This window comes from Cupriavidus sp. 01L45, from assembly GCF_056399885.1.
In genome coordinates this window covers 19,287-42,250 of record NZ_JBFTSG010000013.1, presented here as the reverse complement: position 1 = coordinate 42,250, position 22,964 = coordinate 19,287, and the positions used below count along the sequence as shown (strand labels likewise).

Sequence of the window (22,964 nt, the reverse complement as noted above, 5' to 3'; positions counted from 1 at the left end):
GTCTGCTAGAATTTTGGCGATTGATTCTACCGGGGTATTGACCCCTTTCCCAATGTTTAGTTTCTGGAAGAAGCGCAAGGCCGAACCGGCCAGCGCGCCACCCGAGGCGCAGGTCCCCGCGCCCGTTGCAGCGCCCGCACCAGCGCCCGCCGGTGCGTCAGCCCCGGTTCCCGCTGCTGTACCCGGCCCGGCCGCCGCCCCTCCAGCCCCGTCAGCGCACGCGCCGGCCGTCAGCGCGCCGGCCGCCCAACCGGTTTTCTCACCCGTCGTCCCGCCTGCCCATGCCGCTATCGGGGATATGGTCCTGACACCGCCACCGGCCGCCACCGCCGAGGCCAAGCGCGGCTGGATGCAGCGCCTGCGCACCGGCCTGTCCAAAACCAGCCGCAACCTGGGCACGCTGTTTGTCGGCGTCAAGGTGGACGAAGACCTGTTCGAGGAGCTGGAAACGGCCCTGATCATGGCGGACACGGGCGTCGAGGCAACCGAACACCTGCTGAGCGCGCTGCGCCGCCGCGTCAAGAACGAACGCATCGAGACCTCCGAGGGCGTCAAGATCGCACTGCGCGAACTGCTGGCCGACCTGCTGCGCCCGCTCGAGAAAACCATGGTGCTGGGCCGCGAGCAACCGATGGTGATGATGATCGCCGGTGTCAACGGCGCCGGCAAGACCACCAGCATCGGCAAGCTGTGCAAGCACTTCCAGAGCTATCACCAGTCCGTGCTGCTGGCGGCCGGCGACACCTTCCGCGCCGCCGCGCGCGAGCAATTGACGATCTGGGGCGAGCGCAACAATGTGACCGTGGTCTCGCAGGAGAGCGGCGACCCGGCCGCGGTGATCTTCGACGCGGTCAACGCGGCGCGCGCACGCGGCATCGATATCGTGATGGCCGATACCGCGGGCCGCCTGCCCACGCAGTTGCATCTGATGGAGGAGCTGAAGAAGGTCAAGCGCGTCATCGCCAAGGCGATGCCGACCGCGCCCCACGAGTCGCTGCTGGTGATCGATGCCAATACGGGCCAGAACGCGCTGTCCCAGGTCAAGGCCTTCGACGATGCGCTGGGGCTGACCGGGCTGATCGTGACCAAGCTCGACGGCACCGCCAAGGGCGGCATCCTGGCCGCGATCGCGCGCCAGCGGCCGGTGCCGGTCTACTTCATCGGCGTGGGCGAAAAGGTCGAAGACCTCCAGCCCTTCAATGCCGATGAATTTGCCGAAGCGCTGCTGGGCTGAACGCGGCGGCAACGAAAAGCCCCGCAACTGCTTGCGGGGCTTTTTCTTTACGCCTGCCAGCGCCGGACCTGCGCGCCAGGCTTACTCGGCGTCCGGCTGCGCCTTGGGCTCGGCCTGCTGGAACGCGGGCAGCGCCATGCAAGACTCGAACACCTTGGCAATCGCCGGATAGCGGCCAACATCGATATTGAAACGCTGCGCGTTGAACACCTGCGGCACCAGGCAGATATCGGCCAGCGTCGGCGTATCGCCGAAGCAGAAACGCCCTGCCTTGCCCGAGCGCACCAGGTTGGTATTCACCGACTCGAAACCCAGTTCGACCCAGTGGCGGTACCAGGCGTCCTTGGCTTCCTCCGCCACGCCCAGCGTGTGCTTGAGGTACTTCAGCACGCGCAGGTTGTTCAGCGGATGAATTTCGCACGCGACCTCAAGCGCCACCGCGCGAATGTAGGCACGATCCAGCGCGGTGCCCGGCAGCAAGGGCGGCTCGGGATGCGTCTCGTCGAGGTACTCGACCATCGCCACCGACTGGATCAATACCTGGTCATCGTCGACCAGGGTCGGCACCAGCGCATCGGGATTGAGCGAGCGGTAGGCCGGCAGCAGTTGCTGGCCGCCGTCGCGCAACAGATGCACCGGCACATACTCATAAGGCAGGCCCTTGAGCCGCAGCGCGATGCGCACCCGGTACGACGCCGAGCTGCGAAAGTAGCTGTAGAGCTTGAACATAGGCTCAGACCACCTTGACGGTCAGTTCGCCCACGCCTTCGATCTTGCACTGCATGATGTCGCCCTTCACCACCGGGCCCACGCCTTCTGGCGTGCCGCTATAGATCAGGTCGCCGGGCTGCAGCTCAAACAGCCTGGAGAGATAAGACACCATCTCGGGCACCGACCAGATCAGGTCCGAAAGATCGCCGCGCTGCTTCTCGACGCCATTGACGGACAGCGTCACCGCGCCCTTCTCCGGATGGCCGATGGCGGACACCGGCACAATCGAGCCGATGGGGGCGGACTTGTCGAAGGCCTTGCCGGTTTCCCATGGGCGGCCGGTTTTCTTGGATTCGTTCTGCAAGTCGCGGCGCGTCATGTCGAGGCCGAGGGCATAGCCGAACACGTGGCTGGCGGCGTCCGCCTCGGCGATGTCCTTGCCGCCCTTGCCGATGGCGACGACCAGTTCCACTTCATAGTGGCAGTTGCCGGTGCCCTGCGGATAGGGGAAGGTGCCTTCGCTGCCGTCGGCCACGTAGCTCACCGCGTCGGCGGGCTTGCAGAAGAAGAACGGCGGCTCGCGGTCGGGATCCGAACCCATTTCACGCGCATGCGCGGCATAATTGCGGCCCACGCAGTAAACCCGGCGCACCGGGAACTGAGCGCTGCTGCCGCGCACGGGCACGCCGTTGGGCGCCGGCGGGGCAAATACGAATTCGGTCATCCTTCTCTCCAGACTTGTGCACTGTGTTTTAGGCTACGCACCGGCATGCGGCGTCGCCAGCAGACGCCCCGCCGCGCAGCAGGGCAATAGCATACACCGGCGGTTCCCGCCGCGTATGCCGGCAAACCATTGAATCCGGGAAACCCCGCAATACAATTAGAAGCATCTCGGCGCGAATCTTGCATGGCACGAGAGATCCCAAGTGACGCCATGAACCGACGCCCCCCAGCCCCTCCCAGTCCGACGAGTCCCGCGCCCGCCTCCGCCGCGGGTTCGCGCACGCTGCGCATCCTGCTGGTGCGCGATCCCCACGACGCCGACCCGCTCAACGTCGAGACGATCCATGCCGGGCTGGTGTCGGCGGGCTTCACCGACATCGAGACGGTGGACGCCGACCTGCGGCTCCCCGACGCGATCGCCGCGCGGCAGCCGGACCTGATCATCATCGCCTCGGAATCGGCGGCGCGCGATACAGTCGAGCACGTATGCGTCTCCACCCAGCACGCGCCGCGCCCCATCGTGCTCTTTACGGACAACGACGACGCCCAGCGCATCAAGGCCGCGCTGACGGCAGGCATTACCGCCTACATCGTCGACGGGCTGCGCGCCGATCGCGTGAAGACCGTGCTCGACGTGGCGTATGCGCGCTTCGAACTGGATCAGGAGTTGCGCGCCGAGCTGGATGCCACACGCCTGCAGCTGGCCGAGCGCAAGGAAGTCGAACGCGCCAAGGGCCTGCTGATGAAAGAGCGCGGCATGAGCGAGGAAGAGGCTTATAAGCGGCTGCGCAGCATGGCCATGGAGCGTGGCATCAAGCTCGTCGAAGCGGCACGGCGCGTCATCGATGTAATGAGTTAAGGCGCGGGCGACGCCCCGCACGCGCTTGGTGCAATGCACAAGGATGGCGCTGCCGCCCTACCGCCCGCGCACCGGTACCGCCCGCCGCCCTGCCCCTTCGGGCCAGGGCGTCACCGCGTTCGCGCGAATATTGACTGCACCCTGCATAACAAGCTTGGCACGCGGCTTGCATAATCCAGACATCGGCCAACGACGGCCGATCACAAACCGATGTGCGCCGCCAACGACGGCCGCGCCGCATCACGGGACAACGGCGTCCTGAACTGCCCCGCATTCTTGGCGAAAGCGGCGCGGTTCAGGACGCTTTTCATTTGGAGCCGTGGAATGCCCTCTCGCCTGAAGATTGCCAAGCCGCTGCACGCCGCGGTTGCCACCGACGCCAGCGCCGCCGGCGCCGATGCGGTACCCGCCAGCAGCGGCCGCCGCCGCGCCCTGGCCACCATCGCCGGCGCCAGCGTGATCACGCTGGTCGACCCGCTCGTGCGCGCCGGAGCCTGGGCAGCCGGCTCGGATGCGCCGGAAAAGCCGGAAGTGCGGATCGGCTTTATCCCGCTGACGGACTGCGCTTCGGTAGTGATGGCCGGCACGCTCGGCTTCGACAAGAAATACGGCATCAAGATCACGCCCACCAAGGAAGCCTCCTGGGCCGGCGTGCGCGACAAGCTGGTCAACGGCGAACTCGATGCGGCACACGTGCTGTACGGCCTGATCTACGGCGTGCAGCTCGGCATCGGCGGGCCCAAGAAAGACATGGCCGTGCTGATGAACCTGAACCACAATGGCCAGGCCATCACGCTGTCGTCCAAACTGGCGGAAAAAGGCGTCAAGGACGGTGCCAGCCTGAAAGCGCTGATGGCCAGGGAAAAGCGCGATTACACCTTCGCCCAGACCTTCCCCACTGGCACCCACGCGATGTGGCTGTACTACTGGCTGGCCGCCAACGGCATCAACCCGATGCAGGACGCCAAGGCCATCACCGTGCCGCCGCCGCAGATGGTGGCCAATATGCGCGTGGGTAACATGGACGGATTCTGCGTGGGCGAGCCCTGGGGCGCGCGCGCAATCGCCGACAAGATCGGCTTTACCGCCGAGACCACGCAGGCGATCTGGAAGGATCACCCCGAAAAGACCCTGGGCACCACCGCCGAGTTCGTGCAGAAGTACCCCAATACGGCCCGCGCCATGGTTGCCGCCGTGCTGGAGGCATCGAAGTACATCGATGCCTCGGCCTCCAACCGCCGCAAGACCGCGGAAACGATTGCCGCCAAGTCCTATGTCAACACGGATATGGACATCATCCTGGACCGCATGCTTGGCCGCTACAGCAATGGCCTGGGCAAGACCTGGGACGATCCCGACTCGATGAAGTTCTACCAGGACGGCAGCACCAACTATCCCTTCCTCTCCGACGGCATGTGGTTCCTCACGCAGCACAAGCGCTGGGGCTTGCTCAAGGACCACCCCGACTACCTGGCGGTGGCGAAGAAGGTCAACCGCATCGACGTCTACAAGCAAGGTGCCGCGGCCGCGCAGGTGCCAGTACCCAAGAGCGACTTCCGTACCGCGAAGCTGCTGGACGGCGTGGTGTGGGATGCCAGCAAGGATCCGAAGGCCTACGCCGACGGCTTCAAGATCAAGGCCTGAGCCCTGCGCGATTTCGCCTGATATCGCGCCGGCCGCACCGTTCGCCTGCCGAGTGATTTCGATTTGATTGCCGCTTGAACGCCGGCGTGGCGACACGCCGGCCCCTGAAGGAGCCTGACGTGAATGCACTTGCCCAGCCGGCCGCCCATGCCGGCACCCAAGCCGCGCCCGCAGACAGCGGCAGCCCCGCCGATCTCGCCGCGCCTGGCGACCAGCGGGCTCATGAACGCGCTCTGCGCAGTGCGGCACGGCGCGATGCCTTCGCGGCCATCGTGCTGAAGCTGATGCCGCCTGTTGCCGGCTTTGCGCTGTTCCTGCTGGTCTGGCACGGTATCGCCACGATGATCCCCGCCATCCCCACGCCGGCCGCTACCTGGCATGCCGCCGTGCCCTTGTTTGCCGACCCCTTCTACCGCAACGGCCCCAATGACCAGGGCATCGGCTGGAACGTGCTGGCGTCGCTGGCACGGGTCGCGGCAGGCTTCGGGCTGGCGGCGCTGATCGGCATCCCGGCCGGCTTCGCGCTGGGCCGCTTCGCTTTTCTCAACGCCATGATGGCGCCCATCATCAGCCTGCTGCGCCCGGTCTCGCCGCTGGCATGGCTGCCGATCGGGCTGCTGCTGTTCAAGTCTGCCAACCCGGCGGCGATATGGGCCATCTTCATCTGCTCGATCTGGCCGATGGTGATCAACACCGCGGTGGGCGTGACGCGCGTGCCGCAGGATTACCTGAATGTCGCGCGCGTGCTCGACCTGTCGGAGTGGAAGGTGTTCACACGCGTGCTGCTGCCGGCCGTCCTGCCTTACATGCTGACCGGCGTGCGGCTGTCGATCGGCACGGCCTGGCTGGTGATCGTGGCCGCGGAGATGCTGACCGGTGGCACCGGCATCGGCTTCTGGCTGTGGGACGAGTGGAACAACCTGAAGGTGGAGCACATCGTCATCGCGATCTTCATCATCGGCGTGGTCGGGCTGCTGCTCGAATACGCATTGCTGAGCCTGGCGAAGCGTTTCAGCTACGGCAACTAAGACGGCTACCGCGCGCAGCGCCAAGGAGAACCTCATGGAAAAGTTCGTCCGTATCGAAAACGTCGGGCAGACCTTCAAGACCAAGAAGGGGCCGTTCGTCGCCCTGCGCGATGTCAACCTGTCCATCGCCAGCGGCGAGTTCATCACGCTGATCGGCCACTCCGGCTGCGGCAAGTCCACCTTGCTCAACCTGCTGGCCGGACTGGACCGTCCCAGCGCCGGCGCACTGATCTGCGCCGAGCGCGAGATCGCCGGGCCCGGCCCGGATCGGGCGGTGGTGTTCCAGAACCACTCGCTGCTGCCCTGGCTGACCTGCTTCGAAAACGTCTACCTTGGCGTGGAACGCGTGTTCGGCGGCAGCGAAACCAAGGCGCAACTGAAGGCGCGCACCCACGACACGCTGGCCATGGTCGGGCTCACCCATGCCGAATCCAAGTATCCGCAGGAAATCTCGGGCGGCATGAAGCAGCGCGTGGGCATCGCGCGGGCGCTCGCGATGGAGCCCAAGATGCTGCTGATGGACGAGCCCTTCGGCGCGCTGGATGCGCTCACCCGCGCGCACTTGCAGGACGAACTGATCAAGATCGTGGCCAAGACCCGCAGCACGGTGGTGATGGTGACCCATGATGTGGACGAAGCGGTGATGCTGGCCGACCGCATCGTCATGATGACCAACGGCCCGGCCGCCACGATCGGCGAAGTGCTGAAGGTGGACCTGCCACGGCCGCGCGAGCGCATGGCGCTGGCCGACGACAAGAACTATCACGCGTGCCGGACCGCGGTGCTGGACTTCCTGTATCGCAAGCAGCGCAATCCGGCGCTGAAGGAAGCCGCCTGAGCGGACGCCGGCAAGCGGGCGCGGCGGCATGGCAGGCCGGCATTGGCCAATGCGATGGGCACGGCCCGTCCGCTCCGCTATCATGAACCTCAAACCACATCGCCCCAGCCCGCCATGACCACCACGCCTGCCACGCCCTCCGCCCCGACTTTCGCCGCGGCGAAGTACATCAAGGAAATCGGCCGGGGCGTCAACGGCGCCCGCGCGCTGCCGCGCGAGGACGCGCAGGCCTTGTTCGATGCCATGCTGGCCGGCCGCGTGGCCGATATCGAGCTGGGCGCGGTGCTGATGGCCTATCGCATCAAGGGCGAAGCCCCGCACGAGTTGGCCGGCATGCTCGATGCCGCGCACGCGCACTGCCTGCCGCTGGCGGCGCCGCCGGACCGCATTGTTGTGACCATCCCAAGCTACAACGGCGCGCGCAAGCAGCCCAACCTGGTACCGCTGCTGGCCCTGCTGCTAGCGCGCGAGGGCATTCCCGTGCTGGTGCACGGCAGCCGCCAGTTCAACGGGCGCGTGACCAGCCTCTCGCTATTCGAGGCGCTGGGCATCGCGCCGTGCAGTTCCGTGGCGCAGGCCGAAGCCCAGCTTCGCAGCAAGGACAGCCAGCCGGGCCCGCTGGCGGTGCTGCCGATCGACGTGCTGTCGCCGGCGCTGGCCGCCATGCTCGACAGGCGCATGCAGATCGGCTTGCGCAACTCCGCGCACACGGTGGTCAAGATGCTCCAGCCGGTCGGCACCCACTCCCCGGCGGAAGCGCTGCGCCTGTACAGCTACACCCATCCCGAGTACCGGGAAACGCTGACTGACTACTTCTCCCGTGAGCCGGCCAATGTGCTGCTGGCGCGCGGCACCGAAGGCGAAGTGGTGGCCGATGCGCGGCGCGGCAGCCGCATCGACTGGCTACACGACGGACATCAGCGCACACTGGTCGATCCCACCGCGGGCTCCATCACCGAAGTGCCGGAATTGCCACCCGGCAGCGACGTGGACCAGACTGCGGCCTGGATCCGCCTCGTGCTGGACGGCAAGGCACCCGTCCCGGCTCCGATCGCTACGCAGATCGAGGCGATCCGCGACTGCCTGCAACAGGGAACGCGCGTGACCTGGGCCAGCCCGGTCTGAGGCAGGCCCGGGCGCTTTCAGCGCTTGCGCTGCGGCAGCGGGATGCGATCGTCCTCGCCGGGCACGCGCGGGAACTGGTCATCCTCCCAGCGCTGGGAGGCCGCCTCGATCGCTTCCTTGCTGCTGGCGACGAAATTCCAGAAGATAAAGCGGTGCCCGTCCGTCGGATCGCCGCCTAGCAGCATCACGCGCGAAGGCGCCTGCGCGGTCAGCGTCACTGGCACGCCAGGCACCAACACCGCCAAATGGCGTTCCGGCAATATTTCGCCATCCAGCGCAACGCTGCCGTCCACCGGATAGATGCCACGTTCGGCATGCTCCGGCGGAATCTCCAGGCTGGCACCCGCATCCAGTTCGATGGCCACATAGAGCGTGCGGCTGAACACCTTCACGGGAGCCTCCGCGCCAAAGGCATCTCCGGCGATCACCGTCATCCGCACCCCGGGGCGCTCCAGCTTGGGCAGCGTTGCGGCGGGGTGATGATGGAAGGACGGTTCGACGTTTTCGAACTCCTTTGGCAACGCCACCCAGGTCTGTATGCCATGCAGGCGCGGCCCGGCATCGCGGGCGGCCTGCGGCGAGCGTTCCGAGTGCGCGATGCCCTTTCCCGCCGTCATCCAGTTCACGTCGCCCGGCCTGATCACCTGCTTGCTGCCAAGGCTGTCGTGGTGAAGGATCTCGCCTTCGAACAGGTAAGTGACGGTCGCCAGCCCAATATGTGGATGCGGACGCACGTCCGCACCTTCCCCCGGAGGCATCGCCACGGGTCCCATATGGTCGAAGAAAATAAACGGCCCGACGGTCTGCGTTGCCGCCGCGGGTAGCAGCCGGCTGACGGCAAAGTCGCCAAGGTCACGCGTGTGCGGCTTGAGCAAGTGTTCGATAGCAGACATGAATTCTCCCCGGTTCGGTCGATGCTTGCGGATAGCGCAAATGAAAAGAGTGTAGCCGCTGTAGAAACACTGCATCTCATTTGGCGATAGAACCGAAGGGCGCGTGGTCCCTCTAATCCATGTCGGATCGTTCGAGGGCTCGCATGAGATAGTGGCCACGCCACATCACGCAAAGCCCCTCGCAGGAAACGCTATGTGAAAACAGATTTCGATTATCAGGAACTATCAACCCTATAACTACTCCAACTTAGCAGTCCACCGGCTTGAGTGCTAATATGTGTTGCAATGCAGTGCGTAGCCCCCATGGGTTGGCGTACGCGGGCAACCCACCCGCCGGATGCAAAAGGAGCAATCGAGTGAACGCGGTCCTATCTGCTGACCAAACCCAAATGACCAACCGTCTGCCCACGGTGCCCCAAGGTACCGGCACGTTTGCGCTGACGCTTCCCGGAACGCTGGGAAATCTGGACAGCTATATCCAGGCTGTCCACCGTATTCCCCTGCTCACCCCCGAGGAAGAGCAGCGGCTCGCGCGCGAGCTGCGCGAGCATGACTCCGTTGACGCTGCGCGCCGCATGGTGCTGTCGCACCTGCGCCTGGTGGTGTCCATCGCCCGCCAGTACCTCGGCTACGGCCTGCCCCATGCGGACCTGATCCAGGAAGGCAATATCGGCTTGATGAAGGCCGTGAAGCGCTTCGACCCGGACCAGGGCGTGCGCCTGGTGTCGTATGCGATGCATTGGATCAAGGCCGAGATCCACGAATACGTGCTGAAGAACTGGCGCATGGTCAAGGTGGCTACCACCAAGGCCCAGCGCAAGCTGTTCTTCAACTTGCGCAGCCACAAGCAGGGTGCCCATACCTTCACCCCGGAACAGATCGACGCGGTTGCGCGCGAGCTGAACGTCAAGCCGGAAGAAGTGATGGAGATGGAAACCCGCCTGTCTGGTGGTGACCTGGCGCTGGAAGGCCAGATCGACGACGGCGAAGAGGAATTCGCTCCCATCGCCTACCTGGCCGACAACCACAACGAACCCACCCGCGTGATCGAGGCCCAGCGCCACGACCGCATGCAGGTGCAAGGCCTGGAGGAAGCGCTGTCCAAGCTCGACGACCGCAGCCGCCGCATCATCGAAGCGCGCTGGCTGCAGGTCAACGACGACGGGTCCGGCGGTTCCACGCTGCACGAACTGGCTGAGGAATTCGGCGTCTCGGCCGAACGTATCCGTCAGATCGAAACCGCGGCGATGAAGAAGATGAAGGGAGCGCTGCAGGCATTTGCCTGAGGCACGCCGGGCGGCGGCGGGCATTTCACCCCCGCCCTTTTCCCGAAAGCAACAGGGCCGGTCTCGCGACCGGCCCTGTTTCATTTTGTCTACCGGTTACACCGGCCACGCCCCTCAGGAAGCAAGCAGTTGCTTGATGTCGTGCGCAATTGGCTCCGGTCCCTGGCCATGGCGAATGAACAGCCGCAGCTTCCCGCTGGGGTCGAACACATAGCTGCCCGCCGAGTGGTCCATGGTGTAGTTGGACGGCGATGTGCCTGGCACCTTGGCGTAGAACACCTTGAAGTCCTTGGCGACCTTCTGCAGCGCGGCGTCGTCGGCCGGGCGCATACCCAGGAAGCGCGGATCGAAGGCCGGCACGTATTGCGCCAGCAGCGCCTGCGTATCGCGTTCGGGATCGACCGTGACAAAGAGCACCTGCACCTTGTCGGCATCCGGCCCCAGTTGCTCCATGACCGCCTTCAACTCCGCCATGGTGGTCGGGCACACGTCGGGACAATGCGTATAGCCGAAAAACATCACCACCGCCTTGCCCTTGAAGTCCGCGATCGAGCGCACCTTGCCGTTGTGATCGGTGAGGACGAAGTCCTTGCCGAATTCACTGCCGCCGGTGATATCGACGTTCTTGAATGACGCGCGCTGCTGGCCGCATGCAGCAAGCAGCAGCGAGCACAACGCCAGCAGGCACAACCGGCGGAAGGTGGCGAAAGTGGGCAGGAAGCCCGGAGGGAAGCGGTTCGGCATGCGGGTTCGGGTGGTTTGGCGAGCCAGGACCGCCCGGCAATCGGCCGGGCGCGGCAAGGTCACATTAACAGATGTGAAGCAGTATCGCCGATTGGGGCCGCCGCGCGCTCAGGCCGCGACAAGATGTCGCAAGCCGCCGTCCGGCCGCTCAGCCTTGCGGCAGGAACTTGAAGTAGTGATCGACCAGCAGCGCGGCGAACAGCAGCGAGAGGTAAAGGATCGAGAAACGGAAAGTCCGCTGCGCCAGTGCGTCGGAATAGTTGCGGTACATCTTCCAGGAGTATGCGAGGAAACCGCCCCCCAGGATCAGCGCCGCCGCCAGGTAAATGTAACCGCACATCCCGTACACGAATGGCAGCAGCGTGGCCGCAATCATGATCAGCGTGTACAGCAGGATGTGCAGCAGCGTGAAGCGCTCGCCGTGCGTCACCGGCAGCATCGGCAAGCCGGACTTGGCGTAGTCGGCGCGGCGATACAGGGCCAGGGCCCAGAAGTGCGGCGGGGTCCACGTGAAGATGATCAGCACCAGGAACCAGGCTTCGGCCGGCAGTTCGCCAGCGACAGCCGCCCAGCCAAGCGCCGGCGGCATGGCGCCGGACAGGCCGCCGATCACGATATTCTGCGGCGTGGCCGGCTTGAGCAGGATCGTGTACACCACGGCATAGCCGACGAAGGTGGCAACCGTCAGCCACATGGTCAGGTCGTTGGTATAAACGTGCAGCAGCCACATCCCCGCGCCGCCCAGCACCGCCGAGAACACCAGGGTCTGGATAGTTGTGATCTCGCCGGTGGCGGAGGGGCGCCATGCGGTGCGGCGCATCAGCGCGTCGACCTTTTGCTCCACCAGGCAGTTGATGGCGAAAGCGGCACCCGCCAGCAGCCAGATACCGGCGGCGCCCCCGATCAGCACCGGCCAGGGCACCATGCCCGGCGTGGCCAGGAACATGCCTATGATGGCGCAGAAGACGGCAAGCTGCGTCACACGGGGCTTGGTAAGGGCGGCGTATTGGCGGACCAGGTGGCGAACCCGTCCGAGGGGATGTGTGTGGGTAGCAGTAACCACTGGCGAGTTCTTGTCTTTCATGTGGCGCGCGCGGCAGCCGGCACGTCCGTAGCAATGTTCGCGGACCGGGCCGCGAGCCCTATATTGTAATTGAGACGAACCAATAGCAGCAGCAAGAGCGCCGCGCCGCCGTTATGCGCCACCGCGGCGCCCAGCGGCCAGTCGAACACGATGTTCGAAAGGCCGGTAGCCAGTTGCAGCGCGAGCACGCCCAGCAGCCAGCCGGCGCTGTGGGCGAGGCCGCCAAAGCGGCGCGCCCGCAGGCCGAACCAGGCCAGGAAAGCCAGCACGACGAAGGCAAAACCACGATGCACCCAGTGGATCGCCACCAGGGCCGAGTGTGGAATGTAGTCGCCGTCGGCTGTCATGCCGAGCTGGCGCCACAGGGTGAAGCCGTGGCGGAAGTCCATGTCCGGCACCAACTGGCCGTTACACAGCGGAAAGTCGGTGCAGGCCAGCACCGCGTAATTGGTGCTCACCCAGCCGCCCAGGAAGATCTGGATGACCAGCAGGGCCAGCGCAATGCGTGCCGGCCAGCGCAGCGCGCCCGCTTGCGGCGCGATCGCCAGCGGCGGGTCGCTGCGCGAACCCAGCCAGATCAATGCCGCGAGCAGGCCCATGCCCAACATCAGGTGCGTGACCACGATGATGGGCTGAAGCTTGAGCGTCACCGTAAAGGCGCCAAACGCGCCCTGCACGCACACCAGCAGCAGCACGCCGGTGGCGAACCAGGGCGACTGCCTGAGTTCGCGCCGCTTGACCCAGGCCAGCACCATCAGCGTGATGATCAGCACGCCGACCGCCATGGCGAAGTAGCGGTGGATCATCTCGATCCACGCCTTGGTGATGGTCACGGGCCCGCTGGGCAAGGCGGTTTCGGCCGCACGGATATGCTCCTGCGCGGCATGCGGATTGGAGTGGCCGTAGCAGCCCGGCCAGTCCGGGCAGCCAAGGCCGGAATCCGTCAGCCGCGTGAAACTGCCGAACATGATCAGGTCCAGCGTCAGGAAGGCGGTGATCCACACCAGCTTGCGGTACTTGTTGCGATCCCCTTTGACCAGCACATAGCTGAGCGGGAACAGCGCGATCAGGACGCCGATGATGGCGAGTTGGAGCAGCATGCGCGCCTCACCCGATGCGAGAGTACTTGAGCAGCTTCTTCAGATCGGAACTCATCTTCTTGGGGTCCGGATCCCTGGGGAAGTGCATCATCAGGTTGCCCAGCGGATCGACCAGGAATAGCGTGTCCTCGATCCGCCCACCCTGCTCGGCCGGCAACCATTTCTGCATGGTTTCGCGATTGGCGCGCAGGAAGCGCACACCGGCATAGGGCTCGTTGTAGGCGGCCGACAGGCGCGGATCGATCGGGCCATCGTCGCTGATCAGCCATACCGGCACGATGCGCTCGCGGTCCTGTCCCTGCCCCGCACGGATCTGGCGGATGGTGAACAGCTTCTTGGCACAAGCCTCGTCACAGGCGGCGGCATCGGCCGTGACCAGCAGCCACTTGCCCTTGAAGCTATCCAGCGGCACGGTCTCGGCCCGCTCGTTGCCGATCTGCATCGCTGGCATCGGGCGCTGCGGCTCGACCAACGTGCCATAGTTGGTGGCACCGCCCGCCGGCTTGAACACGTAATAAGTGAGGTAAGAGGCAATCACAGGCGAAGCGCACACCAGCAGCAGCAACAGCATCTGGATGCGCCCGCGGCGGGTGCGGGCGTCGATACGCGAATCTTGCGGCGCGACGCGGGCGGCCTGGGCGGAAGCGGGATCTGGCTGTTGCATAGTGTTTCGTCTGTCTGTCGTTAGAGGCGGCTGCGGTCATCTGACCGCCCCGTCCCGCTGTGGTTCGCTGGTTGTTGCGCCGGCAATCCTGTCGCGTGCGGGCAAGCGCCGGCTGCCGTCGTAACCATGTCTCTCAAGCCGCCATGCGGGCGGCGCGCCGCCAGCTCAACGCCACCAGCAGCACCATCGTCAGCGCGGCCAGGCCGAACCACTGGAAGGCGTAGCCATAATGGCGATCGGCGCCGGTATCCGCCGGCGCCCAGTCGCGCGCCAGCCCGTCGCCGCTATCGGTGCGCTGCTCCAGCACGAAGGGCTGCAGCGGCACGCCAAGCTCTTTCGCGAATGCAGCAAGATCCACATTCTGTCGGATCTTCTGCCCGGCCTCCGCGTTGGCGCCCTGGCCAAGGCTGAAGACCTTGGGAACCGCGGCCAGCGCGGTGCCATCGAGCTCCACATCGCCCTCGGCGGTCGGGAATGGCGCGATGCGCGTACGGTCCTGCGCGTCGCGCGGCAGCCAGCCACGCAGCACCAGCACCGCTGGCGCGCCGGGATCGTTCGCCACGACGCGCAGCGGCGTCAGCACCATGAATCCGGCACGGCTGTCGGTGCCGTTGCCATGTGGGCGATTGTCCAGCAAAACGGTATGCGCCGCATCGAAGCGGCCGCGCACGCGCACCCGGCGCTCCGCTACCTGCCCTTCGACCAGGGCACTGCCCACCGCCAGGGGCCGCTGCGCAGCCAGCGCCTCCAGCCGCGCGGCACGCGCCAGCTTTTCATGGGCACGGTCAAGCTGCCAGTTGCCGAGCGCGCAAGTGACGGCAATGACCACCAGCGCGGCGATGGTGGGAACCGGGCTCAGCGCGCGCCAAAGCTTCACGGGCAGCTCCCGAGTGCTTCCTCGAGAGCGGCGATGCGATAATGGCACATTACCTCTAGCCGACCCCGCACTTGCGGGCCCTCCATGCGCATTGTCATCATCATCGCGTTCATCCTCATCATCGGCAGCCTGGCCTCGGCGCTATTCTTCATGATGCGCGACCGCGGCAAGACGCCGAACATGATGCGCTCTCTGATGTTCCGGGTCGGCTTTTCCGTGGCGCTGTTCGTCTTCATCCTGTTCTCTCACTGGATGGGCTGGATACAAAGCACGGGTATTCGCATGGGGCCTTGAGCCTGGCGCGCCGGCCGACGCGACTGGCCACACGCGTTCGAACTGCAAAAAACAAGCGCCGCAGTGGCTAAACTCCTGCGGCGCTTGTTTTTTTGTTGTTCTTCGCCGGGAGGAGATCTCTCCCGGCGATTCCGCCAGCATCGCCGGCGGGCACTGCAGTCGGGTGCCTTACAGCCAGTACACCACGATGTAGAGGAACAGCCACACCACGTCGACGAAGTGCCAGTACCAGGCCGCGCCTTCGAAGGCGAAGTGATGATCGGGGGTGAAATGCCCCTTCAGCACGCGCACCAGCACCACCGTCAGCATGATCGCGCCCATGGTCACGTGGAAGCCGTGGAAGCCGGTCAGCAGGAAGAACGTGGAACCATAGATGCCCGAGGTCAGCTTGAGGTTCAGTTCCGTGTACGCATGGTGGTACTCGTACACCTGGAAGCACATGAAGACCGCGCCCAGCAGGATGGTGAGCACCAGGCCCTGGATCAGCTGGCTGCGCTTGTTGGCCAGCAGCGCATGGTGCGCCCAGGTCAGCGTCACGCCGGACATCAGCAGCAGCGCCGTGTTGATCGTCGGGATCGGCCACGGGCCCATGGTCTGGAAGGACTCGACGACCCCGGCCGGGCCGAAGTTAGGCCATACGGCTGAAAAGTCGGGCCACAGGATCTTGTTGTTCAGGTCGCCCAGCCACGGCATGGCGATGTTGCGGGCATAGAACAGCGCGCCGAAGAACGCTGCGAAGAACATCACTTCGGAGAAGATGAACCAGCCCATCGACCAGCGGAATGACAGGTCGATGTTCTTGCCATACTTGCCGGTTTCGGACTCGCTGATCGCCTCGCTGAACCAGCTCTTGAGCACGAACAGGAACCACACCAGGCCCAGGATGCAGACATACGGCCCCCAGCTCTGCCCGTTTACCCAACCAGCAGCACCCCCAGCCGTCAGCAACAAGCCAAAGCTTGCCGTGATCGGATGGCGCGAGGGGCCCGGTACGAAGTAGTACGGAGCGTTTGCGCGATTCGCACTCATTCTTTTATCTCCAGCTCAGAGTCTTTGATTCAGTAATCGTTATCCGCACATCCGGCCCCGACTGCTGGCCGGCGGCATGCTTTTGCCTGCTTTTACTTCTCCCTGCCCGTTCCCGCGCGCGACAGTCTGTCTACCCCACCACCACACGCACGACGGTGATCAGCACGGCGATCAGGATGGCTACCCCGATCAGGCCGGCGATGATCACATGGACCGGATTGAGCTGTGCCATGTCGCGTTCATGCTCGCTACCCTTGCGCAGGCCGATAAACGACCAGAACACCGCGCGCAGGGTCTGCGCAAAAGACAGCTTGCGCTTGACCGCGTCCTTCATCTCATCCACGGCTACCCCTTACAACCACTTCACCTGCTACTCAAATGCCCTTGCCTGCTCCGGCCGGCTGCGCCTCAAGCGGGCCCTGCCGCGCCTGGGCCACCGGCGTACCGATCTCGAAGAAGGTGTAGGACAGCGTAATGTTCTTCACGTCTTTCGGCAGGTCCGGATCGATCACGAACACCACCGGCATCTCGCGTGCTTCCTTCGCCTTCAGCGTCTGTTCCTTGAAGCAGAAGCACTCGATCTTCTTGAAATACTGCGTGGCCAGCTTGGGCAGGTAGCTCGGGATGGCTTGCGCCGAGATATCGCGCGTCTGCCCGTTCGCCACTTCGTAGACGATGGTGGTCATTTCGCCCGGGTGCACTTCCATGCTGCTCTTGACCGGACGGAAGGCAAACGGTCCGCGCGCGTTGGAATCGAACTCGACCGTGATCGTGCGGGTCTTGTCCACCTGCGTATTCTTGACCTGGCCGCCGTACAGATCCCGCGTGGTCACCACGTTCAGGCCGGTGATCTCACAGATCTTCTTGTACAGCGGCACCAGCGCATAGCCAAACGAGAACATCAACGCCACCACCACCAGCAGACGCAGCAGCATCCCGCGGTTGAACTTCTTGTCGGTGGCATCGTTTGACTGCTGGCTCACGCTCATCTCAATACCCTGCAGCTTCAGCCGAGAAGAATCATCTTGGCGAAGAAACCCAAAAAGAAAACCATCACGATGGAGAAGAGGATCAGGCCGAGACGACGATTCGAGGCCTTGCGGTCTGCCTGCGATGGACTTTTGTTTGGATCCTGCATAACACCTTGCCTGCGTGACGCGGAAGGATGGGCCGTGCCCATCCTTCCGCGCATCATTGCTTACTTGACCTGCGGAGGAACTTCAAAGGTGTGGAACGGGGCCGGCGACGGCACGGTCCATTCCAGGCCCTCGGCGCCATCCCAAGGCTTGTCTCCGGCTGCCTTGCCGCCACGGTAGGACGGCAGCACGACGAAGAAGAAGAAATACACCTGCATCAGGCCGAAGCCCAGGGCACCGATCGAAGCAATCGCGTTGAAATCCGCGAACTGCGTCGGGTAGTCGGCATAGCGGCGCGGCATGCCGGCCAGCCCGAGGAAGTGCATCGGGAAGAAGGTGATGTTGAAGAAGATCATCGAGCCCCAGAAGTGGATCTGGCCGCGGGTTTCGTTGTACATGAAACCGCTCCACTTCGGACCCCAGTAGTAGAAGCCCGAGAACATCGCGAACAGCGAGCCCGCCACCAGCACGTAGTGGAAGTGCGCCACGATGAAGTAGGTGTCCTGCAACTGGATGTCGATCGGGGCAACCGCCGGCATCAGGCCCGTGAAACCACCGATGGTGAACACGAAGATGAAGCCGATCGCGAACAGCATGGGGGTCTCGAAGGTCATCGAGCCGCGCCACATGGTAGCGATCCAGTTGAAGATCTTCACGGCCGTCGGCACCGCGATCAGCATGGTGGCGTACATGAAGAACAGCTGGCCGGTCACGGGCATGCCGGTCGTGAACATGTGGTGAGCCCACACGATGAACGACAGGATGGCGATCGAGGCGGTCGCGTACACCATCGAGCTATAGCCGAACAGCCGCTTGCGGGCAAAGGTCGGCACGACGTGCGAGACGATCCCGAAGGCCGGCAAGATCATGATGTAGACCTCGGGGTGCCCGAAGAACCAGAAGATGTGCTGGTACATCACCGGGTCGCCGCCGCCTGCCGCCGAGAAAAAGCTCGTGCCGAAGTGACGGTCGGTCAGCACCATGGTGATGGCGCCAGCCAGCACCGGCATCACGGCAATCAGCAGGTAGGCGGTGATCAGCCAGGTCCAGCAGAACATCGGCATCTTCATCAGCGTCATGCCGGGTGCGCGCATATTGAGCACCGTGACGATGATGTTGATCGAACCCATGATCGACGAGGCGCCCATGATGTGCATGGCGAAAATCGCCATGTCCATGCCGGGGCCCATCTGCACCGACAGCGGCGCGTACAGGGTCCAGCCGGCGGCGGTGGCGCCGCCCGGTGCGAAGAACGACAGCACCAGCAGCAGGGCCGCCGGGGGCATCAGCCAGAAGCTGAAGTTGTTCATCCGCGCGAAGGCCATGTCGGATGCGCCGATCTGCAGCGGGATCATCCAGTTGGCGAAGCCGACGAAGGCCGGCATGATCGCGCCGAACACCATGATCAGGCCGTGCATGGTGGTGAACTGGTTGAACAGTTCCGGGCGGAAGAACTGCAGGCCCGGCTCGAACAGTTCGAGACGGATCAGCAGTGCCAGCGCGCCGCCAGACAGCAGCATGGTGAACGAGAACAGCAGGTACAGCGTACCGATGTCCTTGTGGTTGGTGGCGAACAGCCAGCGGCGCCAGCCGTGCGGATGATCGTGGTGCTCATCGTGGGCGTGGTCGTGCGGGTGGGCGAGCGCGTCCGGGGTAGCAGTACTCATCGCGAAAACTCCTGAAATCCTGTTCAGCCTGCCGCGCGGTCACCCGCGGCGCTTGCCTGCTTGGCAGCGGGCTTGTCTTCCGTCTTCGGTGCGGCGTCGCCGCCGCTGGCGCCGGGTGCGCCACCGCCTTCGCGGAACTTGCCGGCACGGGCGTTCACGAAATCGCTCGGTTGAATCACTTCGCCAGTCTTGTTACCCCAGCTGTTGCGGGTGTAGGTCATGACGGCAGCGAGTTCAGTATCGGAGAGGTGCTTCCAGACCGGCATGGCACCCTTGCCTTCCAGCAGGATGTGCATCTGGCCAGCATCGGGACCGTTGACGACCTTGGAGCCGTCCAGGGCCGGGAACGCGCCGCCGCCCTTACCGTTCGGCTGGTGGCAGACCGCGCAGTTGGCGGTGTAGACCTTCTCGCCACGGGCCTTGAGTTCTTCCAGGGTCCAGGTCTTGTTGGGGTCGTCGGCCTTGGCGGCGAGTTCCTTCTTCTTGCCGTCAACCCACTTGGCGTAGTCGGCGTCCGAAACCACGCGCACGACGATGGGCATGAAGGCGTGTTCCTTGCCGCACAGCTCGGCGCACTGGCCACGGTACACGCCAACCTTCTCGGCCTTGAACCAGGTGTCGCGCACGAAGCCGGGGATCGCATCCTGCTTGACGCCGAAGGCCGGGATCATCCAGGCATGGATGACGTCATTGGCCGTCAGCACCATGCGGACTTTCTTGTTCACGGGCACCACCATCTCGTTGTCCACCTCCATCAGGTAGGTGTTCGACTTGGGGGCCTCGTTGTTGATCTGTTCGCGCGGGGTGGTCAGGGTGGACACGAAGGAGATGCCTTCGCCCTCGCCCTTCAGGTAGTCGTAGCCCCACTTCCACTGGTAGCCAGTGGCCTTGATGGTGATGTCGGCATTGGTGGTGTCCTTCATCGCCACGACCGTCTTGGTGGCGGGCAGGGCCATGCCGATGACGATCAGGAACGGGATGATGGTCCAGATCACCTCGACGGTGATGCTTTCGTGGAAGGAGGCCGACTTCGCGCCCTTGGACTTGCGGTGCGTGAACACAGAGTAGAACATCACCGCGAAAACGCCGATGAAGATCACGGTGCACATGATCAGCATCATCCAGTTCAGCCAGTGAATCTGCTCGGCGATCTTGGTGACCGGCTCGGTCAGATTGAGCTGACGCACTGCGGGGCCGCCTGGCATGTCTTCCACTGCCAGGGCTGCATGACTAGTGAGCAGGGACGCGCCCACCAGACACGCTGCGGATGCCTTCTTCCACATTTTCATTTGTTATCTACCCAATTTACAGATTCAAATCTGTCACTCGCGGGGCCCTCGCTGCCTCTCAGAGATAACGCAAAGCCGATACGAGTTCCTGCGCGAACTTTCGCCGCTTGTACGGGTCCAGAAAACACCCCACCCGCACAGCGCTCCCGCCCGAGCGCAGCAACACCAGCGCTCGCAATGATTCATCCAGCTCGACCCGCACCCACAGCGGGTTGAACTCATGCCGTGTCAGCTGCCCTGCACTGACCGAAACCACTACCAGCCTGCCGTCGGCCAGGCTGACGCGTTCGTAATCCGACGCGTGCCGCCCATGCACCAGCAGGGCAATGCCCAGTCCAAGCAGCTCCAACCCGGCAAAGGGAAGGACGAGCCACGACCCTCGCCACGCAAAAAACAAGGCGATGGCAAGCGAAATGCTGACGATCGAGAGGTAAAACCAGCCAACCTGGCGTGGAGACAGCGAGCAATTCCGCTTCATCAGCCAGTCTTTGTCCGGCGCGCCGGATCCGCCGGACCTGCCGTCGGATTCGTCTTGCGCCGTCTGGAATGCGATACCCAAGTCTTGCATCGCCAACCTTGCATCGCCAACCGCTGTGACCGGATGCACGCCTGGACGATTGCGCCTGGGACGCACCATTGGGGTGCGATTTCGGGCAAATAGTGCCAGGGAGACCACTGCGACAAACTGGCGCATTATAGGGCGCTTCGCCTACACGGACAAGGCCGCCACTTGACCAACGGGCTAGCGCGCGACAAGTTTTTGTGCTTCAGCGCGGTGCGTGCGAAAGCCTGCTTGACTGCGCGAGCGATGCATGCAAGGGCGTCGGCCACGTTACTTGCGCTGCCGCGCGTGGCCGATCTTGTCGAGCGGGACGACAGCGTGTCCCAGCTCGTCGACGGCCTGCTTGCCGCGTGGCGCCAGCTTCCAGGCATGACCGTAGACGATCTCGAACGTGAGCGGGATCAGGCCGTCGGCATTGCGCCGCCGCTCGAACGCGGCCAGCAGCGCGTCGAGCCAGGCGCGCCCGCGCAAGCCCCCGCCCTTGCCGGCCACCGGCGGCAGGCGCAGGCCGCCGAAGGCCTGCACTTCACGCAGCAGGGTCCGCGGCGACTCGTAGGTGACGGTCAGGGTTTCCATGTCCATCACGGGCGTCGACCAGCCGCTGTGCACCAGCATGTCGCCGATATCGTGCATATCGACGAAACGCAGGGAATGCGTGTCGCCATCTACTTCGGCGAACGCGGCGCGCAACTCCGCCAGCGTATCGGGCCCGAACAACGAGAACAGCACAAGGCCTTCGTCGCGGGTGATCCGGTGCCATTCCGGGAAGACCCGATGCGGCTCGGGATGCCAGTGCAGCGCGAGGTTGGACCACAACAGGTCGAAACTGGCCGGCGCGAAGGGCAATGTGGCAAGATCGCCCTGCACCAGGTCGAACGTGGGGCGCTTGCCGAGCAGGCGCCCCAGCCACCCGGACTGGCGCTGGGGATCGCGCTGCGCCGCTTCGCGCAGCATGGCGCCGGAGATATCAAGGCCGGCGATCTGCGCATCCGGATACTGGGCGCGCAGCGCGGCCAGGCCGCGGCCGTGGCCGCAGCCAATATCGAGCGCGCGCGCCGGCGCCAGCCGGATCATCTGCATGCGCTCCTGCATGCGCTGGCCGATCTCGCCCAGCAGGAAATCGAGCTGGCCGAAACCGGCGCTGCGCCGGTCGAAGGCGAGGCGGGTCAGCCGCGTGGGCGGCAAATAGGCATCAGGGGAGTCGGCGTCATGCAGGGACACGGTCAAACCAGGCGGCAAGAGAATGGGGATGGCGGCCGCAGCGATGCGCCCGTCCGGGAAACGGTGCGCGCGCCAGCGGACAGCGCGACCGGACCGCAAGTATACGCGCCCGCCGCCGCGCCTGCCGGCGGCGGCCCGGCATCACATCCGGCTCCCACGCCCGCCTTGCACCTGCCAGCATGCCCCGGCGACAGCACACTGCGCCAGCATGCGCGGCGCTGGATGCGCGCGCTGCTGCCGGCGGCCTGTGCGCTGTGCGGCACGGTGCAGGACGAAACCGTCTGCGCCGGCTGCGCGGAGGAGCTGCTGGCGCCGCTGCCGCGCTGCCGCTGCTGCGCCCGCCCCCTGGGGCGCGCCGCGGGGCCGGGCAATGCGCCGATCTGCAGCCAATGCCGCCATGAACCGCCGCCCTTCGATGCCACCCTCGCGCTCGGCGACTACGCCAGCCCGCAGGACGGCACGGTGCTGGCTCTGAAATTCGGCGGCGTGCTGCCGCTGGCGGACTGGCTCGCGGGCGAACTGGCAAGCCGCTGGCAGGCCGCTTCCGCCACGTGCGGACTGACTCTGCCCGATGTGCTGGCGCCAATTCCGCTGTCCCCGCGGCGGCTGGCGCAACGTGGCTTCAACCAGTCCTGGGAAATTGCACGCCCACTGGCACGCCGTCTCGGCGTGCGCGCCGCGCCGACGCTGCTGGCGCGCCTGCGCGATACCCCGGCGCAGGCCACGCTGGACCTGCCCGCGCGGCAGGCCAACCTGCAAGACGCCTTCGGCCTCGGCCCCGGGCACGATGTCGCGGGCCTGCATGTCGGCCTGGTCGACGATGTGATGACCAGCGGCGCCACACTGGGCGAAGCGGCGCGGGTCCTGAAGGCTCACGGCGCAACGCGTGTGACGCTGCTGGTGGCGCTGCGCACACCCTAGGCCCGGCGCCGCCATCAAGTGAAGTACGCGCTGAC

25 protein-coding genes are annotated in these 22,964 nt (G+C 64.9%); 9 read left to right on the top strand and 16 right to left on the bottom strand.

Annotated features, from left to right (window positions below):
- The first annotated feature begins 52 nt into the window (after window positions 1–52).
- The gene (gene ftsY / locus AC1DT6_RS11115; protein ID WP_441626999.1) at window positions 53–1,234 is read left to right on the top strand and encodes a signal recognition particle-docking protein FtsY; all 1,182 of its coding nucleotides are present in this window, start codon (window positions 53–55) and stop codon (window positions 1,232–1,234) included.
- A gap of 81 nt (window positions 1,235–1,315) precedes the next feature.
- Here the strand turns inward: ftsY and maiA are convergent, their stop codons facing one another.
- Both maiA and AC1DT6_RS11105 read right to left on the bottom strand, forming a co-directional pair.
- A complete protein-coding gene (gene maiA / locus AC1DT6_RS11110) occupies window positions 1,316–1,963 on the bottom strand; it encodes a maleylacetoacetate isomerase (RefSeq protein WP_441626997.1) in 648 nt (215 codons plus the stop codon).
- 4 nt (window positions 1,964–1,967) lie between these two features.
- Entirely contained in the window at window positions 1,968–2,669 is a 702-nt protein-coding gene (locus tag AC1DT6_RS11105; RefSeq protein WP_477114675.1) for a fumarylacetoacetate hydrolase family protein, read from the bottom strand.
- Between the two features lie 210 nt (window positions 2,670–2,879).
- On the opposite strand from AC1DT6_RS11105, the gene AC1DT6_RS11100 reads away from it, so the two are divergent.
- The 5 genes from AC1DT6_RS11100 (at window position 2,880) to ybiB (ending at window position 8,162) form a co-directional block, all read left to right on the top strand.
- Complete coding sequence (locus AC1DT6_RS11100) at window positions 2,880–3,527, top strand: ANTAR domain-containing response regulator (protein ID WP_045241354.1); 648 nt, start codon at window positions 2,880–2,882, stop codon at window positions 3,525–3,527.
- Between the two features lie 324 nt (window positions 3,528–3,851).
- Window positions 3,852–5,171, top strand: coding sequence for a CmpA/NrtA family ABC transporter substrate-binding protein (locus AC1DT6_RS11095; RefSeq protein ID WP_045241387.1), 1,320 nt, complete (start codon window positions 3,852–3,854; stop codon window positions 5,169–5,171).
- A gap of 233 nt (window positions 5,172–5,404) precedes the next feature.
- Window positions 5,405–6,199 (top strand): nitrate ABC transporter permease, encoded by a 795-nt coding sequence (ntrB, locus tag AC1DT6_RS11090; RefSeq protein WP_235184883.1) that lies wholly within the window; start codon window positions 5,405–5,407, stop codon window positions 6,197–6,199.
- Window positions 6,200–6,233: 34 nt separating this feature from the next.
- Window positions 6,234–7,037 carry an ABC transporter ATP-binding protein gene (locus tag AC1DT6_RS11085; protein WP_441626993.1) on the top strand — a complete coding sequence of 268 codons (804 nt, stop codon included), beginning with the start codon at window positions 6,234–6,236 and terminating at the stop codon, window positions 7,035–7,037.
- 114 nt (window positions 7,038–7,151) lie between these two features.
- Entirely contained in the window at window positions 7,152–8,162 is a 1,011-nt protein-coding gene (gene ybiB / locus AC1DT6_RS11080) for a DNA-binding protein YbiB (protein WP_441626991.1), read from the top strand.
- A gap of 17 nt (window positions 8,163–8,179) precedes the next feature.
- Here ybiB and AC1DT6_RS11075 read toward each other — a convergent pair whose 3' ends face one another.
- Window positions 8,180–9,055 (bottom strand): pirin family protein, encoded by an 876-nt coding sequence (locus AC1DT6_RS11075; protein ID WP_441626989.1) that lies wholly within the window; start codon window positions 9,053–9,055, stop codon window positions 8,180–8,182.
- A gap of 389 nt (window positions 9,056–9,444) precedes the next feature.
- On the opposite strand from AC1DT6_RS11075, the gene rpoH reads away from it, so the two are divergent.
- On the top strand, window positions 9,445–10,341 hold the full coding sequence (rpoH, locus tag AC1DT6_RS11070) for an RNA polymerase sigma factor RpoH (RefSeq protein ID WP_477114674.1): 897 nt from the start codon (window positions 9,445–9,447) through the stop codon (window positions 10,339–10,341).
- A 114-nt stretch (window positions 10,342–10,455) separates the two neighbouring features.
- Here rpoH and AC1DT6_RS11065 read toward each other — a convergent pair whose 3' ends face one another.
- The 5 genes from AC1DT6_RS11065 to AC1DT6_RS11045 form a co-directional block, all read right to left on the bottom strand.
- A complete protein-coding gene (locus AC1DT6_RS11065) occupies window positions 10,456–11,085 on the bottom strand; it encodes an SCO family protein (protein WP_045241358.1) in 630 nt (209 codons plus the stop codon).
- A 148-nt stretch (window positions 11,086–11,233) separates the two neighbouring features.
- On the bottom strand, window positions 11,234–12,169 hold the full coding sequence (locus AC1DT6_RS11060) for a heme o synthase (protein ID WP_035861055.1): 936 nt from the start codon (window positions 12,167–12,169) through the stop codon (window positions 11,234–11,236).
- Window positions 12,166–13,269, bottom strand: coding sequence for a COX15/CtaA family protein (locus AC1DT6_RS11055; RefSeq protein ID WP_441626986.1), 1,104 nt, complete (start codon window positions 13,267–13,269; stop codon window positions 12,166–12,168). The genes AC1DT6_RS11060 and AC1DT6_RS11055 overlap by 4 nt, the downstream gene beginning before the upstream one ends.
- Before the next feature lie 7 nt (window positions 13,270–13,276).
- Window positions 13,277–13,933, bottom strand: a complete 657-nt coding sequence (locus tag AC1DT6_RS11050; protein WP_477114673.1) for a cytochrome C oxidase subunit I — start codon at window positions 13,931–13,933, stop codon at window positions 13,277–13,279.
- A gap of 133 nt (window positions 13,934–14,066) precedes the next feature.
- A complete protein-coding gene (locus AC1DT6_RS11045; protein WP_477102596.1) occupies window positions 14,067–14,810 on the bottom strand; it encodes an SURF1 family protein in 744 nt (247 codons plus the stop codon).
- An 84-nt stretch (window positions 14,811–14,894) separates the two neighbouring features.
- On the opposite strand from AC1DT6_RS11045, the gene AC1DT6_RS11040 reads away from it, so the two are divergent.
- Window positions 14,895–15,104 carry a twin transmembrane helix small protein gene (locus AC1DT6_RS11040; RefSeq protein WP_035861044.1) on the top strand — a complete coding sequence of 70 codons (210 nt, stop codon included), beginning with the start codon at window positions 14,895–14,897 and terminating at the stop codon, window positions 15,102–15,104.
- Window positions 15,105–15,272: 168 nt separating this feature from the next.
- Here AC1DT6_RS11040 and AC1DT6_RS11035 read toward each other — a convergent pair whose 3' ends face one another.
- The 8 genes from AC1DT6_RS11035 to AC1DT6_RS11000 all read right to left on the bottom strand — a co-directional run bounded on the left by AC1DT6_RS11035 (window position 15,273) and on the right by AC1DT6_RS11000 (window position 22,008).
- The gene (locus AC1DT6_RS11035; protein ID WP_441626980.1) at window positions 15,273–16,133 is read right to left on the bottom strand and encodes a cytochrome c oxidase subunit 3; all 861 of its coding nucleotides are present in this window, start codon (window positions 16,131–16,133) and stop codon (window positions 15,273–15,275) included.
- A 130-nt stretch (window positions 16,134–16,263) separates the two neighbouring features.
- Window positions 16,264–16,476, bottom strand: coding sequence for a DUF2970 domain-containing protein (locus tag AC1DT6_RS11030; protein WP_035861042.1), 213 nt, complete (start codon window positions 16,474–16,476; stop codon window positions 16,264–16,266).
- A 31-nt stretch (window positions 16,477–16,507) separates the two neighbouring features.
- The gene (locus AC1DT6_RS11025) at window positions 16,508–17,122 is read right to left on the bottom strand and encodes a cytochrome c oxidase assembly protein (protein ID WP_477114672.1); all 615 of its coding nucleotides are present in this window, start codon (window positions 17,120–17,122) and stop codon (window positions 16,508–16,510) included.
- Between the two features lie 17 nt (window positions 17,123–17,139).
- Entirely contained in the window at window positions 17,140–17,271 is a 132-nt protein-coding gene (locus AC1DT6_RS11020) for a cytochrome oxidase small assembly protein (protein ID WP_276265928.1), read from the bottom strand.
- A gap of 60 nt (window positions 17,272–17,331) precedes the next feature.
- Complete coding sequence (gene ctaD, locus AC1DT6_RS11015; RefSeq protein WP_035861038.1) at window positions 17,332–18,936, bottom strand: cytochrome c oxidase subunit I; 1,605 nt, start codon at window positions 18,934–18,936, stop codon at window positions 17,332–17,334.
- A 23-nt stretch (window positions 18,937–18,959) separates the two neighbouring features.
- Window positions 18,960–20,225, bottom strand: a complete 1,266-nt coding sequence (gene coxB / locus AC1DT6_RS11010) for a cytochrome c oxidase subunit II (RefSeq protein ID WP_477114671.1) — start codon at window positions 20,223–20,225, stop codon at window positions 18,960–18,962.
- Window positions 20,226–20,283: 58 nt separating this feature from the next.
- On the bottom strand, window positions 20,284–20,793 hold the full coding sequence (locus AC1DT6_RS11005) for a DUF2244 domain-containing protein (RefSeq protein ID WP_441627092.1): 510 nt from the start codon (window positions 20,791–20,793) through the stop codon (window positions 20,284–20,286).
- Between the two features lie 264 nt (window positions 20,794–21,057).
- The gene (locus AC1DT6_RS11000; protein WP_477114670.1) at window positions 21,058–22,008 is read right to left on the bottom strand and encodes a methyltransferase domain-containing protein; all 951 of its coding nucleotides are present in this window, start codon (window positions 22,006–22,008) and stop codon (window positions 21,058–21,060) included.
- Between AC1DT6_RS11000 and AC1DT6_RS10995 the strand changes: the two genes are divergently transcribed.
- Window positions 21,997–22,929, top strand: coding sequence for a double zinc ribbon domain-containing protein (locus AC1DT6_RS10995; protein ID WP_477102595.1), 933 nt, complete (start codon window positions 21,997–21,999; stop codon window positions 22,927–22,929). The two genes, AC1DT6_RS11000 and AC1DT6_RS10995, sit on opposite strands and share 12 nt — an antisense overlap.
- The last annotated feature ends 35 nt before the right edge of the window (window positions 22,930–22,964 follow it).